Here is a 17102-nt window from a genome sequence, read left to right as displayed (position 1 = left end):
GCGACAGTACGAGCCATCGTGATCGGACGACACCGATCGAGGGAGTGACGATCGCGTGAGTACCGTGCCCCTCGTCGTCCTGGCGGTCGTCCTGGTGGTGCTCGGCGGCCTGTTCGCCGCAGTCGATTCCGCGCTCAACACGGTATCCGCGGCGCGCGCCGAGGAACTCGCGAAAGAGGGCCGGCCCAGTGCGCGCCGCCTGCTCGGTCTGCTCGACGACCGGCCCCGCTACGTCAATCTGACGGTGCTGCTGCGCATCCTCTGCGAGATCACCGCCACCGTCGTGCTCGTCGGTGCGTTGCTCGCCGTGCTCGACCGCACGTGGGCGCTCGTCGTGGGCGCTGCGGTGATGGTGATCGTCGACTACGTCGTGATCGGTGTCGGTCCGCGCACGCTCGGACGCCAGCACGCGTATCCGATCGCGCTCGCCGCCACCGGACCGCTGCGGATCCTCGGTGTCCTGCTCGGTCCGATCAGCCGCATCCTCATCAGCGTCGGCAATGCCGTCACGCCCGGTCGCGGTTTCCGGAACGGCCCGTTCTCCAACGAGATCGAACTGCGCGAACTGGTCGACCTCGCTCAGGAGAGCGGGGTCGTGGCCGACGAGGAACGCCGGATGATCCAGTCGGTGTTCGATTTCGGCGACACCACCGCCCGCGAGATCATGGTCCCGCGCCCCGAGATGGTGTGGATCGAGGAGACCAAGACCGCCGGTCAGGCCACCTCGCTCGCCGTGCGCAGCGGGCACTCCCGGATCCCGGTGATCGGCGAGAACGTCGACGACATCCGCGGAGTCGTCTACCTCAAGGACCTCGTCCAGCAGACCTACTACCACCGCGACGGCGGACGCAGCGTCTCCGTCGCCGACGTCATGCGACCGGCGGTCTTCGTGCCGGATTCGAAGCGCCTCGACGACCTGCTCGCCGACATGCAACGCGACCGCAACCACATGGCGGTCCTCGTCGACGAATACGGCGGCATCGCCGGTCTCGTGACGATCGAGGACGTCATCGAGGAGATCGTCGGTGAGATCGCCGACGAGTACGACACCGGGGAGATCCCCGACGTCGAGGACCTCGGCGACGACACCTACCGGGTCTCCGCGCGACTTGCCGTCGAGGACCTCGGCGAACTGTTCGACATCGACATCGAGGACGACGAGGTCGACACCGTCGGCGGACTCCTCGGTTACGAACTCGGCCGAGTTCCGCTGCCGGGTGCGGAGGTACGGACCCACGGCCTGCTGCTCCGCGGCGAGGGCGGACCGGACGTCCGCGGACGGGTGCGTGTGAGCACCGTCTTCGTGCAGCGCGCCACACCCGAAGAAGAACCCACCGATACCGATACGGCCACCACCGAGGAGCATGCATGACCGACACCGACTTCCGTTCCGGCTTCATCTGTTTCGTCGGCCGGCCCAACACCGGGAAGTCGACGCTCACGAATGCACTCGTCGGCAGCAAGATCGCGATCACCTCGTCGCGCCCGCAGACCACCCGTCACACCATCCGCGGCATCGTCCACCGCGACAACGCCCAGCTCATCCTGGTGGACACCCCGGGACTGCACCGCCCGCGCACCCTGCTCGGCCAGCGGCTGAACGATCTGGTGCAGGACACCTACTCCGAGGTCGACGCGATCGGCATGTGCTTCCCCGCCGACGAGAAGATCGGCCCCGGCGACCGCTGGATCCTCGAGCAGGTGCGCCACATGGCGCCGAAGACCCCGGTCATCGGCATCGTCACGAAGATCGACAAGGTGGGCAAACAGCAGGTCGCCGCGCAGTTGCTCGCCGTGTCGAAACTCCTCGGCGAGAACTGCGAGGTCGTGCCGGTCTCCGCGGCCTCGGGTGAGCAGGTCGAGGTCCTCGTCGACGTCCTCGTCTCGCACATGGAGCCCGGACCGGCCTTCTATCCCGACGGCGAGCTCACCGACGAGCCGGAGGAGACCCTGATGGCCGAGCTCATCCGCGAGGCCGCCCTCGAAGGTCTCGGCGACGAGCTGCCCCACTCGCTCGCCGTTGTGATCGAGGAGATCACCGAACGTGAGGGTCGCACCGAGAAGCAGGGCGAGATGCTCGACGTGCACGCCCTGCTCTACGTCGAGCGGCCGAGCCAGAAGGGCATCGTCATCGGCAAGGGGGGTGCGCGGCTGCGCGAGGTGGGCACCGCCGCACGCACCCAGATCGAGAAGCTCCTCGGCGTGAAGATCTACCTCGACCTGCACGTGAAGGTCGCGAAGGACTGGCAGCGAGATCCCAAACAGCTGGGCCGTCTGGGATTCTGACGCCGAGCCCCTACGGGGTGGACGCGGTGATCGGCCGGGCGACCCACATCGACGCGAGGTCGTCTGCGGTCACCACGGTCCCGAAGTTCTGCGCGACCACCGCGACCGAGGCGGCGTGCGCCGCGGGACTGTAGGACGCGGTGCAGTCCTCGACGAGCGAGACCCAGTATTCGTGGAACAGCCCGCTGCGCAGGCTCGATTCGACGCAGATCTCGGTGGCGACACCGGTGAACAACAACGATTCGATACCCCGTGCCCGCAGGACGCTGTCGAGGTCGGTGCCGACGAACGCGCTGAAGCGATGTTTGACGATCACCGGTTCTCCCGCCTCCGGACGAACCCCGTAGAAGTCCGCCCCGGGAGTACCGGGCCGGCAGGTCAGACCGGTCCGCGCGGTGCCGGGACCGGTGCCGACGCGGCCCAGCCACTGCGGCGTGTCCGTGGTCTCGTCGTGCTCCGTGCGAACCCACACGACGGGCACGTCCCTGCGGCGGGCGCGGTCGATCAGTTCCGCCAGCCGCGGTGTCATGGCGACGGCGGCGGAGACATCGAAGCCGCAGCCGGCGAGAGCGCCCTCGGGGGAACAGAAGTCGTTCTGCATGTCGACGACGACCAGGGCGCAGCGTCGCGGGTCGTAGCGGAAACCGGATTCGTCCACGGGGATCCTCGCCTCGAAGGTGTTCGGTACGGATGCGGTGGTCACCAGATCACCACCGCGGCGACGGCGGCGACGAGCAGTCCGCTCACCACCGGGATCGCGAGTCGTCGCACGAGATCTCCGACCGGGACACGGCAGAAGCCCGCGACCACGATCAGCGACGACCAGATGACGAGGGTGCCGCCGCCGGTCCAGGTCGCGGCGTTCTGCGCGAGGGCAGCGAGCGTCGCGGTGTCCATACCGGCCTGCGCGGCGAGCGCGGCGGCGATACCACCGGTGAGTGGCAGACCTGCCCAGCCGGAGCCGTCCAGGCCGATGAGCATGCCGATGAGGAGCATGCTGAACGCGGCGAAGAGGCCGTTGTCGGGGATGTAGGTCTGGATGCTCTCGACGGTGTCGAACAGGAAGGCCGGTCCGGTGCCGTCCTCGAGTCCGAGGATCGAACCGGAGTAGTCGGGGATGCCGAGGTACACGAATCCGGCCACCGGCAGGATGATTCCCATGGCCTTGAACGCATACACCAGGCCGTCGACGAAATGGGTGGCGCAGTGTTCGAGGGCGTCGGCCGGACGCGTCGTCAGGGTCACGGCGGCCATGAGGACCAGTGCGGTGCCGCCGACGAGCGAGGCGCCGGCGCCGTCCGACCACGGCACGAGATCGGTGAAGCGCCCCAGCATCATGTAGACGAGTACCAGACCGAAGGTCGCGGGAACCCCGATCGCCCAGGCGCGTGCCCGGGTGGGGCGCGTGAGGACCGGTGTGAGAGTTCCGGGCAGGTCGATGTCGGCCACCGTGCCCACCGGTGCGGTGTGATCGTTCTCGGGGGTCGGGAGGTCCCCGTTCGGGTGCAGTGCCGGACGTCCGGAGACGGAGCCACCCGTGCCCGGATCGTCCGTCGCAGACACGAGATCCGCGGAGTGGCGCACGATCTCCTTGCGGATGGTGAGGAACCACGCGAGCACGGCCGCGGTCAGACCCACGATGAGGGACAACACCAGTGCGCGGTCGGCGATGTCGTCGGCCGGCACACCTGCGCCGCTCGCCGAGATCGACGGTGCGAGACCGATGACGTAGTCGGAGGCGAGTGCCATGCCCTGCCCGGAGATCGCGAGGGCGAGCGCGGCGCCGAGCGGCGGCAGCCCGGCCTTGATCGCCGCCGGGAGCAGCACGGCACCGATGAGTGCGAGAGCGGGTGTGGGCCAGAAGAACAGCGACAACAGGTAGGTGACGACGAACAGCACGACATAGGCGACGCGGCCGTTGATCATCCAGCGGCCGAAGGGGCGCACCATGAGTTCGTCGGCGCCGATGGTGCGCATCGCCGCAAGCATCGATGTCACGGCGGCGATGACGACGAAGATCTCGAAGAGCGCTCCGCCGGCGGTGAGGGTGGCGCGGAAGACCGCCATGACGGCGGAGGCGACGTTGCCGTCGTAGGCGAGGGCGGTGGCGAAAGTGGCGACGACGGCCGGGATCAGGACGTTCTTGCGCAGGGCCATGGCGACGATCAGGCCGACCAGTCCGAGCAGGAAGACGATGTGCGCGACGGTCACGGGAGACTCCTCGACGTGTGAACATGCGGCGGGTGACGACCGTGGACGGATCGAAGGGCGCCGCGACATCGATGGGCGGCACCGCCGTCGGCGGCCGGAACATGTCGATCTTGAAGAGTCGGACAGGTCTCGGCAATCGGCCGACAGACCACTCGGGACAGGAAAGAACTGTGCACAGTGCACAATTCGTGACGGTGGTGTTTCGTCGGGGACGCGGATGTGAACGCATCGTCACGCCGGGCGGGCGACCGAGCGGAACTCAGTGACGCGTGGCCGCCGCGCCGTGCAGCAACAGCAGAACGGCCTCCGACAGATCCGGTTCCGTACCCGTCGACAGGCGGCGCAGTTGCAACCCGGTGATGGTCGCGACGACCGTCGGGGCGATCGTCTCCGGTTCCGGCACCCCCAGGGCGGAGAGGATCGAGACGGTCAACGCGTCGTAGGCACGCCAGCAGCGTTCGGCGACCCGCCGCAGTTCCTCGTCGCGCCCCGCCTGCACGTACAGCTCGAAGGGGGCGATGCGTTCGGCCGTGAAGGTCAGGTCGTGGGCGACGCGTTCGGTGAGCTCGGCGGCCTCGGTCAGCGACAGGGCACGGGATCGATACTGCTCGGCGAGTTCTCGCAGCCGCTCGGTCTCCTCGTCGACGAAGAACTCGAGCGCGGCGCGCAGCAGGTCGGCCTGGGTGGGGAAGTGGTAGGTGATCGACCCGAGCGAGACCTCGGCGCGCGCTGCGATGCGCCGGTTGGTCACTCCGGCGATCCCGTCTGTGCCGACGAGATGCAGGGTGGCGTGGACGATCCGCGAGCGGGCGTCGTCGCGTGTGGTCACCACCAGTGCTCCGGGGTGTGTTCGTGCCAGCGCAGCACCGACTCGAGTTGGGAGGCGAGGGACACCAGCAGCGGTTCGGAGTTCTCCGGGCCGAGCAGCTGGGCTCCCACCGGAAGTCGCTCGTCGGTGAATCCCGCGGGGACGTTGATCGCGGGCCAGCCCAGCACGTTCCACGGCCACGCGTAGGGGCATGCACCGGTGATGACCTTGTCGGTCGCCCAGCCGCCGATGCCGTCGATCGCCGTCACCGGTAGCGGCGGGGTGGCGGTGGTGGGGGCGAGCACGACGTCGAACCGGTCGAAGATGCGGCCGACCCGACGGTGCAGGCGCGGTTCGATCGCGCGCGCCGCCCGCAACGGATAGCCGTGCAGGTACCGGCCGGTGCGGGCGTTGGCGCGGGTGCGGACGTCGGCGAGGGACGGGTCGGGCAGGCGGTACAGCCAGTCCTCGATACCGGCCATGGATCGCGGGAGGAAGGCGAGGCCGAACGTCGTTCCGTAGTCGGGGTCGGCGAGGGTCACCTCGTGGCCGAGATCGCGCAGCACGGCGGCGAGTGCGGCGATACGGGTGCGGACGCGGGCGTCGAGGCGGGTGGGTGTCGCGGTGAACGGAATCTTCAGCGACAGAGCGATGTTCAGCCTGCCGGGATCTCGTCCCACAGCGTCGGAGACGGTGAGCGGCGCGCACCTGTGCCGGTCGCCGGGGTGGTTTCCGGACACGACGTCGAGGAGCAGGGCCGCGTCGGCGACCGTGCGGGCGAGCGGGCCGTGTGTGGTGAGTCCGTTGAAGGATTCGGCGTCGGGCCACATGGAGATCCGGCCGCGTTGCGGCTTGATGCCGACGAGATTGGACCACGAGGCGGGGATGCGGACCGATCCGGCGCCGTCGGATCCCAGGGCGGCCGGCACGAGGCCCGCGGCGACCGCCGCGGCACTGCCACCCGACGAGCCGCCGGGGGTGTGGTCGCGCGACCACGCGCTGCGGGTGTGCCCGAAGGCGTCGCCGCCGGTGAGCGGCCACTGGCCGAGTTCGGGGGAGTGCGTCTTGCCGACGATCACCGCGCCGGCGGCTCGTAGACGGCGCACGACCTCGGCGTCGGTGTCCTTCGGGGTGAAGGTGCCGGCGCAGCCGAACATCGTCGTCTCGCCGACGATGTCGGTGTCGTCCTTGATCGCGATGGGGACGCCCAGCAGGGGGAGACGCTCGCCGTTCGCGCGGCGCCGGTCGGCCTCGCGGGCCTCGTCGAGTGCGGCCGTGCGGCGCACGAGGCGGAAGGCGTTCAGGTGCGGTTGCGACTCGTCGATCCGGTCGAGGCTCGCACGGACGAGATCCGTGGAGGTGGTCTCGCCGCGGTCGAGCGCCTCGACGGTCGCCTTCAGGTCGCGCAGGTCGGTTCGAGCGTCCATTCGTTCCCCCGTTCGTTCGAACGAACAATAACGCGTTCCAGTTCTGGGTGTCGAGTCCCTTCGCGGGTCGTCCCGTGTCACCGCGACATGACAGACTCGGGGAGTGAGGCTTTATCGGGACAACGCGGTGGTGCTGCGCCAGCACAAGCTGGGCGAGGCCGACCGCATCGTCACCCTGCTGACGCGCCGGCACGGACTCGTGCGGGCCGTCGCGAAGGGCGTGCGCCGGACGCGCTCGAAGTTCGGCGCACGGCTCGAACCGTTCGCCCACATCGACGTCCAGCTCCACCCGGGCCGCAGTCTCGACGTCATCACCCAGGTGCAGACCCTCGACGCCTTTGCGGTGGGCATCGTCGACGACTACCCCCGCTACACCACCGCGTGCGCGATCCTCGAGACCGCCGAACGCCTCGCCGGTGAGGAACGCGCGCCCGTGCCGCGCCTGCACGCGCTCACTGTCGGAGCCCTCCGCGCGGTGTGCGACCGCACCCGGCCGCCCGAACTCGTGCTCGACGCCTATCTGCTGCGGGCCATGGCCTACGCGGGATGGGCGCCGGCGATCACCCACTGCGCGCGCTGCGACCGTCCCGGCCCGCACACCGCCTTCCACGTCGCTGCCGGAGGTGCGGTGTGCGTGCACTGCCGCCCGCCGGGGGCGGCCACCCCCGCCCCGGGCGTGTTGGCGCTGCTCGACGCGCTCAACCACGGACGCTGGGCCGACACCGAGGCCGCCGACACGGCGGTGCGCCGCCAGGCCAGCGGCCTCGTCGCCGCGCACCTGCAGTGGCATCTCGAACGGCAACTGCGCTCGCTGCCCCTCGTCGAGCGCGGTCGTACCGAACCTGCGACGGGGAACCGGGTTGATGACGTCGCCCGCGGTGTCCGGCAGGATGGGGACCGTGATTCGACGACGTACCACGCCCCCATCGCCTGAGCGGGTGATCCGGCCGCCCGACCCGCATCCGTCGGGCGCGCGACCTCCCGTACTGCAACCCGAGCTGATTCCCCAGCACGTGGCGCTCGTGATGGACGGCAACGGTCGCTGGGCGCAGGAGCGCGGTCTGCCGCGCACCGCCGGCCACGAACGCGGCGAGGCCGTGCTGATGGACACGGTGTGCGGATGCATCGAGATGGGCGTCAAGTGGCTCTCGGCCTACGCCTTCTCCACCGAGAACTGGAAGCGCAGCCCCGACGAGGTCCGCTTCCTCATGGGCTTCAACCGCGACGTGATCCGCCGCCGCCGCGACGAGATGCACGAGATGGGTGTGCGCGTCCGGTGGGCCGGTCGCCGTCCCCGCCTGTGGCGCAGCGTGATCAAGGAACTCGAGATCGCCGAGGAACTGACGAAGGACAACGACGTCATGACCCTCACGATGTGCGTCAACTACGGCGGTCGCGCCGAGATCGCCGACGCCGCACGGGAGATCGCCCGCCGGGTCGCGGCAGGAGAACTCGATCCCGAACGCATCACCGAGTCGACGATCGCGCGGTATCTCGACGAGCCCGACATGCCCGACGTCGACCTGTTCCTGCGGCCCTCGGGCGAGCAGCGCACCTCGAACTTCCTGCTGTGGCAGTCGGCCTACGCCGAACTCGTCTTCCAGGACACGATGTTCCCCGATTTCGACCGGCGCGATCTGTGGGCGGCGTGCGTCGAATACGCCTCGCGCGACCGGCGGTTCGGTGGTGTGAAGTGACGTCGCTGCGTGAGCGGATCGCAGGTGCGCTGACGCCCTTCGTCGACGTCCGCACCCCGTCGTCCGCCGCGAACGGCGACGGCTCGTTCGGATTCGACTACGGCGCCGTGCCGTTCGCCCTGCAGGTCGTCACGCTCACCGAAGGACTCGACGTGGTCTCCGTCACCGGAGTGCTCGCGTGGGATCTTCCGCTCGACGACGCCGTGCGCGGTCGGGTCGCGGCCGCCGCCGACGCCCTGCAGTTCGGCTCGGTCCACCTCATCGAACGCGAGACCGACGCCGATGTCGTGCTGCGGTACTCGTTCCCCGCGACCGGTCTCGACGACACGGCGCTGACCACCATGCTGTTGCTCGTGCTCGACGGTGCCGCCGACGCGCGCGGTGCCGTCGCCGGCACCCCCGACCCCAAGGAGAATTCGTGACCACCACCGACGCCGACGTCGAGACCACCACCGAGGAGGTCGTCGCCGCCGACGGGGCGCACGCCGTCGCGATCCCCACCGAGGACGACGACGCACTGACCGCTGCCGTGGTCGAGACGCTGTCCGAGATCCTCGAGGAAGCGCCCGAGCCCGACGAGGACGGCGAGATCCCGATCTGGATCGACGACGTGCTCACCTACGCGACCGTCGACGCCGAGGGCGGCTTCGTGCTGCTCACCACCTACCTGGTCGAGGGCATCACGGGCCGCACCCGGGCCGCCGAGGTCCTCGGCGACCTGCAGGTCGAGTTCCCCGAGGTCAAGTTCGTCCTCGACAAGGACCGGGTCACCGTCGAGCTGCGGGTCGCAGCGTCGCCGCTGGTCCCGATCCATCTCGTGCGGGCCGTCGCATCGCTCGTGCCGGTCGTCGAGCAGGCACGCGCGCTGGCGCAGCGTCTCGGCGGCGAAGCGTCGGTCTTCGACGGTGAGGCCGAGGACGACGACGAGAACCTGCTCGTCGACGGTTGCGGCTGTGGTGACTGCGATTGCGGCTGATCGCCGCGGTGATTGCGACTGACGGCCGACGGCCCTCGCTTCAGGCCTGAGCGAGGGCGCAGTCGCGGCAGTTGCCGAAGATCTCGACGGTGTGGCTGACGTCGACGAAGCCGTTCGACTCGGCCACCTCGTGCGACCAGCGTTCGACCTCCGGGCCGTCCACCTCGACCGTGAAGCCGCAGTGGCGGCACACGAGATGGTGGTGGTGCCCGGAGGAGCACCGCCGGAACAGCGATTCGCCGCTGTCGGTGCGCAGCACGTCGACGCTGCCGACCTCGGCGAGCGACTGCAGGGTGCGGTAGACGGTGGTCAGGCCGATGCCCTCGCCGCGCTTGCGCAGCTCGTCGTGCAGGTCCTGGGCGGACCGGAACTCCTCGGTGTTGTCGAGCAGGTCGACGATGGCGCTGCGTTGACGGGTCGAGCGGACCCCCACGAGAGGTTTGCGGGCGGAGGTCACTGCGATCGTCCTTCCTGGGCGTGAGCGACGGCGTCGACGACGATGCGGGCGAGGTGGTCGTCGGCCAGGTGGTAGAGCACTTCGCGCCCCGAGCGTTCGCCGCGCACCACGCCGGCGGTCTTGAGCACGCGGAGATGCTGGCTGATGAGCGGCTGGGTGACGCCGAGGGCGCCGACGAGTTCGTGCACGCAGCGGGCCGACTCGCGCAGTTCGAGCACGATCGAGATGCGGACGGGCGCCGACAGCGCGCGCAGCAGCTCACCGGCCGCGATGAGGGTGGCGGGGGAGACGTCGACCGGGGACGGCAGGGCGTCGCTTCCGATCGGTCCGCGGGCGCGCTCGCCCGTGCTGCACTCACGTGGATCGGCGTCGATGCTCACGGGGCTCCTCGGGGCGGGGACGGCCGCCGGTCGGCGGGCCTTATTGCAAATCGATTCCATTTTGATATGCACGGTTGTGCATGTCAACCGGCGCGAATTCGAGCTGCGAACGAGGAGCGATAGGCTTACAGATCGACGCATGCTGCGAAAACCCGCATCGAAGATGGAGAAACCGAGTGGCACCCAAATCCAAGATCGATACCGTCGCCAACCTCGCCAAGCGCCGGGGCCTGGTCTATCCCTGCGGTGAGATCTACGGCGGCACCAGGTCCGCCTGGGATTACGGGCCGCTCGGCGTGGAGCTCAAGGACAACATCAAGAAGCAGTGGTGGCGCAACATGGTCACCAGCCGCGAGGACGTCGTCGGCCTCGACTCGTCGGTGATCCTGCCGCGTCAGGTCTGGGTCGCCTCCGGCCACGTCGGTGTCTTCAACGACCCGCTCGTCGAGTGCCTGAGCTGTCACAAGCGCCACCGGCAGGACCACCTGCAGGAGGCCTACGCCGAGAAGAACAAGCTCGACGACCCCGATGCCGTGCCGATGACCGAGATCGTCTGCCCGGACTGCGGCACCAAGGGCCAGTGGACCGAACCCCGCGACTTCAACATGATGCTCAAGACCTTCCTCGGCCCGATCGAGAGCGAGGAAGGCCTGCACTACCTGCGCCCCGAGACGGCGCAGGGCATCTTCGTGAACTTCGCGAACGTGCTCACCACCTCGCGCAAGAAGCCCCCCTTCGGCATCGGCCAGATCGGCAAGAGCTTCCGCAACGAGATCACCCCTGGCAACTTCATCTTCCGCACCCGCGAGTTCGAGCAGATGGAGATGGAGTTCTTCGTCAAGCCCGGCGAGGACGAGCAGTGGCACCAGTACTGGATCGACTACCGGATGAACTGGTACACCGATCTGGGCATCAACAAGGACAACCTGCGCCTGTACGAGCACCCGCTCGAGAAGCTGTCGCACTACTCGAAGCGCACCGTCGACATCGAGTACCGCTTCCACTTCCAGGGCAGCGAGTGGGGTGAGCTCGAGGGCGTCGCGAACCGCACCGACTTCGACCTGTCGACGCACTCGAAGCACTCCGGCACCGACCTGAGCTTCTTCGATCAGGCCACCAACGAGCGCTACACGCCGTACGTCATCGAGCCGGCGGCCGGCCTGACCCGTTCGCTCATGGCCTTCCTCGTCGACGCCTACACCGAGGACGAGGCGCCCAACGCCAAGGGCGGTGTCGACAAGCGCACCGTGCTGCGCCTCGACCGTCGCCTCGCGCCGGTCAAGGCCGCCGTGCTGCCGCTCAGCCGCAACGCCGACCTGAGCCCGAAGGCCAAGGACCTCGCTGCGAAGCTGCGCCAGAACTGGAACATCGAGTTCGACGACGCCGGCGCCATCGGCCGCCGCTACCGTCGCCAGGACGAGATCGGCACCCCGTTCTGCATCACGGTCGACTTCGACACCCTCGAGGACCAGGCCGTCACGATCCGTGAGCGCGACACCATGGCGCAGGAGCGCGTGAGCCTCGACCAGGTCGAGGGTTACCTCGCGCAGCGCCTGATCGGCTGCTGACCGACCCGAGAGACGCAGATGCCCTCCGGTCCCGACGGACCGGAGGGCATCTGTCACTTCGTAGGCGGGTGTTTCGTAGCGGTCAGGTCGTCGAGCGCCGATCGATGTACTCGAAATATCCGCGACCGGAGATCTCCTCGCCCCGCCAGGTCGCCGACCACGCGAAACCGGTGACGAATCCGGTGCCCAGACCGTAGGTGAACGGAGTGTCCATGATCCCTTCGAGATCCAGCCAGGGACGACCGCGGGTGTCCTTCACCAGGAACCGGGTCCGGCGCGGCACCGGCATCGGGATGCCGTAGGGAGTCGGCTCGGGCTCGTCGTGCAGTTCGAGTATCTCGAAGTCCACGCCCCGGAAACGGGTTCCGTAGCCGCCGCGGGTGCGCAGGATCGCCGTCGTCATGAAGGGCCGGCCACCGATCGCGTAGCGGCTCAACAGGATCTGCGTGTCGGCGTCGAGATCGACGATCTGGTAGACGAAATGGTCGAGCGGAGCCTTCGCCGCGGGTGGCAGGGGAGTGGACCGCATCAGATACGGGCTCGGCATCGCCCCGTACTCGAACGAGCACAGACCTTCGGCCGTGACGCTGTGGCCCTCGTGGGTGAAGGTGCCCTCGTATTCGGTGAGCAACCCGAAGTGCTTGTAGAGCGGGCTGCGGAAGAACCACGAGACCGTGTCCGTGTTGGTCAGTGTCAGCGCGACGTCGACCGTTCCGAGCCGTCCCACGAGTTCGTAGTGGGGGTAGCGGCCGGTCAGGCTCAGATCGTCCCCGAACTTCACCAGTGATCCGTCCGGGGAGGACACGAAATCGTCGCCCACGGCGTAGTTCCCGAAGTGCGCGGGATGCGATGCCGCCGTGCCGGCGACCACGGTGGCGTTGCGGCGCGGCGGCGCCACGAGCGCGTGGTCGTTGTCGAAGGCGAGCGACCCGGTGGCGCCGATCAGCGACATCATCGAGAAGAACCGGTGCGGCTCCGGCAGATCCGGGATCATGACGCCGTAGTGCACCCACCCCAACCGACGCGTGTCGACGTGCGGGCGCAGGATGTCGGGTTCGGAGAACGGTTTTCCGTCGGACGACGCGGCGGAATCGAACAGGCGGACGGCCGATCCGAGACCGGCACCCAGTGCGCGTGCTGCGATCGGGCGCATGGTCTAGAAGCGTCCTCCGCTCGATCCGCCGAAGCCGCCGCCCCCGAAACCACCGCCGCCGAAGCCGCCCCCACCGAAACCGCCGCCGAAACCACCACCGCGGCCGCTGTTGAGCACGCTGTTGATGAGGATGCCACCGAGCACGGCGCCGGCGACGTTGCTGCCCGACGAACCACCGCGGGGCGGACGGTGCTGGTTGTTCCAGCGCTGCACGTCGTTCTGGGCGCTGCGCAGTGCCTGCGCGGCCAGCGACGCGGCGGACCGCGCGTACTGGATGGCCGCCGCCGGATCGGACTCGGCTGCCTGCTGCGCGGCCTGCAGGTGCCGCTGGGCCTCCGACAGGCGGGTGCGTGCCTGGGCACCCACGACGCCGCGGCGCGTCCCGATGAAGTCGGCCGCGGCGGTGACCTGCGCCTGCGCCGCGCTCAGATCCTGCTCGAGGCGGCGACGCATCTCCTCGGCCTGCTGCTTGGCCTGCCGCGTCCGGGCACGCAACTCGTCGAGCCGCGCATCGGCCTCGACGACCCGCGTGAAACTGCCCAGCGGGTCGGTGTGCTGCTCGGCCCGAGCGTGTTCGAGGGCTTCCTGCACGGCCTTCAGGGCGTCGACGAGTTCGGGGCCGCCCGCGTCGAGGAGCTGCTTCGCGTCGGCGACACCCTGTTCGGCGTCCTCCACCGCGGCGGGAAGCGTCGCGATCGCGCGCCGGATGTCCTCCGCCGCATGGTCGAGCGCGTCGAGCAGCGTCGCGGCATGCCCCAGTGCGCGTTCGGCCTCGCGGATCGCGCGCACGGCGTCGCCCTGCTCACCGACCGGTCGCGCCACCGCGGTGCGGCCCTGGTCGATCGCGTTCTCCGCGAAGGAGATCTCCTCCCGGGCCAGCGAGACGTTGTCCACCACCGGGGTCAGGGCGCCGGTGGGGAACTCCGAGTGCAGCTGCCCGAGGATCCGCTCGGCCTCCGGGATGCGGGCCGTCAGCGCGATCGCGCGCTGCGTGAGCCCGTCCAGACGGGCCGGAGCGTCGAGCAGCAGATTCCGCATCTTGTCGAACGCCTCGACCTGCGCGTCGAGTTCGCGGTTCGCCTGCCCACACGAGGAGACGAGCTGCACGAGCATGTCGCGCTGCTGTTCGGGCGTCTCGGGGATGTCGTCGTCGAGACGCTGACGGATCTCGAAGGCGTTCGCCAACGCGACCTGCGCCTGCCGGTGCGCGCGGTCGAAGGGAGCCACCGCCGAGTCCCCGAACTCGCCCCGGGCGAGCTCGAGCGCTTCGGCACTGGACCGCACCGCGTTGTCGGTGTCCACCAGGAGGGTCTGCGCGTACTGGTCGAGACCCTCGATCGGCAGACCGCGCAGGGCGGTGGTGTCGGCCGGATCGATCTGCGCGGCCTGCGCTGCACCGGCCTCGGCGCGCTTCTTCTTCGACCGCCGGTTGTAGGCGTAGACACCGGCACCGCCGGCTGCGATGACACCGCCGCCGACGAGCAACGTCGTCACCGGAGCGGCCGACGGCGTAAGGGCGTTGCTCAACCCGTCGGCCGCACCCACGGCGGCACCTGCCCAATCACTGTTGCGTAGCGCCGGCACGACGTCGGACGAGCTGATCCGGTCGCGTTCGCTCTCGGAGATCTCCGAACCCGTCGGTGTCCACAGCGCGAACTCGCGGTCGTCGGTCGCGACCGCCAGCAGGGCGGTGTCGGGACCGAAGTTGCTCGCCTGCGCGGTGGCCTGCGCCCAACTGTCGTAGTCGCGTCCGTCGAAGCTCGACACGTAGGTCACCCACAACTGCAGGCCGTGCTCGTCGTACAGGGTGTTCGTCGCTTCCTGGATCCGTGCGACGTCGGCGTCGTCGAGCACGCCCGCCGTGTCGGTGATCGGCTGGGGGAGCCGCGAGGGTGGCTCCGCGGACGCCGACGCGGGAAGGAGCAGCCACGCGGCCACTGCCAGCAGGGCGGGGACGAATGCGAGCGCGGACCGTGCAGGTCGCCGGGGCGGTGCGGCCGATACGTGTGCCATGGAATCGAATCTAGTGGCTGCGAGGTGAGGACGGGGTCGGCGCGTCGTCCGGTCGACGCGTTCTCGTTCGCTGGCAGAATCAGGGGGTGAGCACCGCATCCCGCCGCACCGGCACCACCGCGACGTACACCGGGGACGACCTCGGGGTCGGCGCGCGCATCGCGCGCTGGCTCCGGCGACTGATCGTCGGGGTGCTGCTCGCCGCCGTCCTCGTCGTCGGCGGCACGGCGTTGCGGGTGTGGCAGGTCGCGCGGATCGACGACCGCACCCCAGCCGACGCCATCGTCGTGCTCGGGGCCGCCCAGTATTCGGGCACACCGTCGTCGGTCTTCGAGGCCCGCCTCGAGCAGGCCCTCAAGCTCTACGAAGCGGGAGTGTCGCCGCGGATCGTCACCGTCGGCGGCAAGCAGGAAGGCGACCTGTTCACCGAGGCCGCGGCGGGCAAGAACTATCTCGTCTCGCGCGGGGTGCCCGCCGAGGCGATCGTCGCCGTCGAGGAAGGCTCGGACACACTGCTCAGCGTCGAGGCCGTCAGCCGCGAGATGTCGGATCTGGGCCTGTCGTCGGTCGTGCTCGTCAGCGACCCGTGGCATTCGCTGCGCACCCGGACCATGGCGCGCGACGCCGGTCTCGACGCCTGGACAGCTCCCACCCGCCAGGGTCCGGCAGTGTTCACCCGCGAGTCGCAACTGCACGGCATCGCCCGCGAGACCGGCGCGTTGATCTGGTACCAGATCACCCACTTCTCCGCCGATTTCCCGTACACGGCGCAGCAGTGAGGCGGAACGTAGGGTCTTCGGTGACGGAAGGCAGTGTGATGCAGGGCTACAGCGAACACGATCTCGAACGGCGCGTTGCCGAGCCGCGGAAGACCTCGGCGCTCGCCGGGTCCGAGGGAGCGGCGTCCGAGCGGACCGCCTTCGCACGCGACCGTGCGCGCGTGCAGCACTGCGCGGCCCTGCGCCGCCTGGCCGACAAGACACAGGTCGTCGGCCCCCGCGACGGCGACACCCCGCGCACCCGTCTGACGCACTCGATGGAGGTCGCGCAGATCGGCCGCAGCATCGCCGAAGGACTCGGCGCCGACCCCGATCTCGTCGACCTCGCCGGCCTCGCCCACGACATCGGGCACCCGCCCTACGGGCACAACGGTGAGCGGGCACTCGACGCGGTCGCGGAGTCCTGCGGCGGATTCGAGGGCAACGCGCAGAACCTGCGCATCCTCACCTGCCTCGAACCGAAGATCCTCTATCCGGACGGCTCGAGCGCCGGTCTCAACCTCACCCGGGCCTCGCTCGACGCGACGCTCAAGTACCCGTGGACGCGTCCGCGCCCGGGCGCGAAGTTCGGCTCGTACGACGACGACGCCGAGGTCCTCCACTGGATCCGCGAAGACGCACCCGAGCGCCGCAAGTGCCTCGAGGCGCAGATCATGGACTGGTCCGACGACGTCGCGTACTCGGTGCACGACCTCGAGGACGGTGTGATCGACGGTCGCATCGACCTGCGGATGCTCGACGATCCCGACGATGTCGCCGGACTCATCGAGGTGGGCATGCGCGAATTCTCGGGTCTCGACCCGGCCGAGTTGACCGAGGCGGCCAAGCGGTTGTCCTCCATGCCGGTGGTCCGCGCCGTCGGCACCTTCGACGGCACCCTCGCCTGCTCGGTCGCGCTCAAGAAGCTGACCAGCGAGCTGGTGGGCCGCTTCGCCAACGCAGCGATCCTCGGGACCCGGGAGGCGACGGAAGGCCGACGCGTCACCCGGTACGACGCCGACCTCGTGGTCCCGCCGATCGTGGTCTCGGAGGTCGCGTTGCTCAAGACGATGGCGCTGCAGTTCGTCATGTCCGACCGCGCCCACCGCACCCGCCAGGAATCACAACGCGAGCGCATCCACCGCGTCGCCGAGTGGCTGCTGCGCACCGCGCCGGTCGGTCTCGACCCGTTCTTCGTCGCTGCCTGGAAGTCCGCGCCCGACGATGCTGCGAAGGTGCGGGTCGTGGTCGATCAGATCGCCTCGTGCACCGAATCACGCCTCGAACGGATCGACCGCGACAGCCTCGCCGCGCAGGCGAGCTGGGGCTGACGAGGCTCGAGCGATCGCGACGGCAGGTCGCGGCCGA

The 17102-nt window shown here is 69.4% G+C and carries 17 protein-coding genes; 9 read left to right on the top strand and 8 right to left on the bottom strand.

The window, feature by feature from the left end; all coding sequences use genetic code 11:
* The first annotated feature begins 55 nt into the window (after positions 1–55).
* Positions 56–1372, top strand: a complete 1317-nt coding sequence (locus AC0LPE_RS14960) for a hemolysin family protein (protein WP_088897220.1) — start codon at positions 56–58, stop codon at positions 1370–1372.
* Positions 1369–2286 (top strand): GTPase Era, encoded by a 918-nt coding sequence (gene era, locus AC0LPE_RS14955; protein WP_024101353.1) that lies wholly within the window; start codon positions 1369–1371, stop codon positions 2284–2286. Before AC0LPE_RS14960 ends, era begins: the two co-directional genes overlap by 4 nt.
* A 10-nt stretch (positions 2287–2296) precedes the next feature.
* Here era and AC0LPE_RS14950 read toward each other — a convergent pair whose 3' ends face one another.
* The 4 genes from AC0LPE_RS14950 to AC0LPE_RS14935 form a co-directional block, all read right to left on the bottom strand.
* Complete coding sequence (locus AC0LPE_RS14950; RefSeq protein WP_490606357.1) at positions 2297–2944, bottom strand: cysteine hydrolase family protein; 648 nt, start codon at positions 2942–2944, stop codon at positions 2297–2299.
* A 41-nt stretch (positions 2945–2985) separates the two neighbouring features.
* A complete protein-coding gene (locus tag AC0LPE_RS14945) occupies positions 2986–4497 on the bottom strand; it encodes a permease (RefSeq protein ID WP_490604757.1) in 1512 nt (503 codons plus the stop codon).
* 259 nt (positions 4498–4756) lie between these two features.
* Positions 4757–5332 carry a TetR/AcrR family transcriptional regulator gene (locus AC0LPE_RS14940; protein WP_490606356.1) on the bottom strand — a complete coding sequence of 192 codons (576 nt, stop codon included), beginning with the start codon at positions 5330–5332 and terminating at the stop codon, positions 4757–4759.
* A complete protein-coding gene (locus AC0LPE_RS14935) occupies positions 5323–6732 on the bottom strand; it encodes an amidase (RefSeq protein WP_490604756.1) in 1410 nt (469 codons plus the stop codon). The genes AC0LPE_RS14940 and AC0LPE_RS14935 overlap by 10 nt, the downstream gene beginning before the upstream one ends.
* Before the next feature lie 103 nt (positions 6733–6835).
* On the opposite strand from AC0LPE_RS14935, the gene recO reads away from it, so the two are divergent.
* From recO to AC0LPE_RS14915, 4 genes are read left to right on the top strand one after another with little or no spacing between them, the layout of a single operon-like run.
* Positions 6836–7666, top strand: coding sequence for a DNA repair protein RecO (gene recO, locus AC0LPE_RS14930; RefSeq protein ID WP_072740431.1), 831 nt, complete (start codon positions 6836–6838; stop codon positions 7664–7666).
* Positions 7623–8429 carry an isoprenyl transferase gene (locus tag AC0LPE_RS14925; protein WP_051032947.1) on the top strand — a complete coding sequence of 269 codons (807 nt, stop codon included), beginning with the start codon at positions 7623–7625 and terminating at the stop codon, positions 8427–8429. The genes recO and AC0LPE_RS14925 overlap by 44 nt, the downstream gene beginning before the upstream one ends.
* Positions 8426–8851, top strand: coding sequence for a hypothetical protein (locus AC0LPE_RS14920; RefSeq protein ID WP_016691345.1), 426 nt, complete (start codon positions 8426–8428; stop codon positions 8849–8851). Before AC0LPE_RS14925 ends, AC0LPE_RS14920 begins: the two co-directional genes overlap by 4 nt.
* The gene (locus tag AC0LPE_RS14915; protein ID WP_088897225.1) at positions 8848–9405 is read left to right on the top strand and encodes a T3SS (YopN, CesT) and YbjN peptide-binding chaperone 1; all 558 of its coding nucleotides are present in this window, start codon (positions 8848–8850) and stop codon (positions 9403–9405) included. The genes AC0LPE_RS14920 and AC0LPE_RS14915 overlap by 4 nt, the downstream gene beginning before the upstream one ends.
* 40 nt (positions 9406–9445) lie before the next feature.
* Here AC0LPE_RS14915 and AC0LPE_RS14910 read toward each other — a convergent pair whose 3' ends face one another.
* Both AC0LPE_RS14910 and AC0LPE_RS14905 read right to left on the bottom strand, forming a co-directional pair.
* Entirely contained in the window at positions 9446–9862 is a 417-nt protein-coding gene (locus AC0LPE_RS14910) for a Fur family transcriptional regulator (RefSeq protein WP_088897226.1), read from the bottom strand.
* A complete protein-coding gene (locus AC0LPE_RS14905; protein WP_202399854.1) occupies positions 9859–10302 on the bottom strand; it encodes an ArsR/SmtB family transcription factor in 444 nt (147 codons plus the stop codon). The genes AC0LPE_RS14910 and AC0LPE_RS14905 overlap by 4 nt, the downstream gene beginning before the upstream one ends.
* 116 nt (positions 10303–10418) lie before the next feature.
* Here AC0LPE_RS14905 and AC0LPE_RS14900 point away from each other — a divergent pair, with 116 nt between their 5' ends.
* Entirely contained in the window at positions 10419–11810 is a 1392-nt protein-coding gene (locus AC0LPE_RS14900) for a glycine--tRNA ligase (RefSeq protein WP_006554466.1), read from the top strand.
* Between the two features lie 82 nt (positions 11811–11892).
* Here the strand turns inward: AC0LPE_RS14900 and AC0LPE_RS14895 are convergent, their stop codons facing one another.
* Both AC0LPE_RS14895 and AC0LPE_RS14890 read right to left on the bottom strand, forming a co-directional pair.
* On the bottom strand, positions 11893–12963 hold the full coding sequence (locus AC0LPE_RS14895) for a DUF6670 family protein (RefSeq protein WP_490604755.1): 1071 nt from the start codon (positions 12961–12963) through the stop codon (positions 11893–11895).
* Positions 12964–12966: 3 nt separating this feature from the next.
* The gene (locus AC0LPE_RS14890) at positions 12967–14976 is read right to left on the bottom strand and encodes a TPM domain-containing protein (RefSeq protein ID WP_490604754.1); all 2010 of its coding nucleotides are present in this window, start codon (positions 14974–14976) and stop codon (positions 12967–12969) included.
* An 86-nt stretch (positions 14977–15062) separates the two neighbouring features.
* Here AC0LPE_RS14890 and AC0LPE_RS14885 point away from each other — a divergent pair, with 86 nt between their 5' ends.
* Both AC0LPE_RS14885 and AC0LPE_RS14880 read left to right on the top strand, forming a co-directional pair.
* On the top strand, positions 15063–15755 hold the full coding sequence (locus AC0LPE_RS14885) for a YdcF family protein (RefSeq protein WP_059380849.1): 693 nt from the start codon (positions 15063–15065) through the stop codon (positions 15753–15755).
* A gap of 38 nt (positions 15756–15793) precedes the next feature.
* Positions 15794–17065, top strand: coding sequence for a deoxyguanosinetriphosphate triphosphohydrolase (locus tag AC0LPE_RS14880; RefSeq protein ID WP_088897228.1), 1272 nt, complete (start codon positions 15794–15796; stop codon positions 17063–17065).
* The last annotated feature ends 37 nt before the right edge of the window (positions 17066–17102 follow it).

This window comes from Rhodococcus sp. S3, from assembly GCF_058211795.1.
This window is presented reverse-complemented; position numbering and strand designations above follow the sequence as displayed.

Excerpts from the sequence above, each read along its gene's own strand:
- era (WP_024101353.1), top strand. The coding sequence starts at position 1,369 with ATGACCGACACCGACTTCCGTTCCGGCTTCATCTGTTTCGTCGGCCGG.
- AC0LPE_RS14935 (WP_490604756.1), bottom strand. The coding sequence starts at position 6,732 with ATGGACGCTCGAACCGACCTGCGCGACCTGAAGGCGACCGTCGAGGCG.
- AC0LPE_RS14925 (WP_051032947.1), top strand. The coding sequence starts at position 7,623 with ATGGGGACCGTGATTCGACGACGTACCACGCCCCCATCGCCTGAGCGG.
- AC0LPE_RS14905 (WP_202399854.1), bottom strand. The coding sequence starts at position 10,302 with ATGGAATCGATTTGCAATAAGGCCCGCCGACCGGCGGCCGTCCCCGCC.
- AC0LPE_RS14895 (WP_490604755.1), bottom strand. The coding sequence starts at position 12,963 with ATGCGCCCGATCGCAGCACGCGCACTGGGTGCCGGTCTCGGATCGGCC.
- AC0LPE_RS14890 (WP_490604754.1), bottom strand. The coding sequence starts at position 14,976 with ATGGCACACGTATCGGCCGCACCGCCCCGGCGACCTGCACGGTCCGCG.
- AC0LPE_RS14880 (WP_088897228.1), top strand. The coding sequence starts at position 15,794 with ATGCAGGGCTACAGCGAACACGATCTCGAACGGCGCGTTGCCGAGCCG.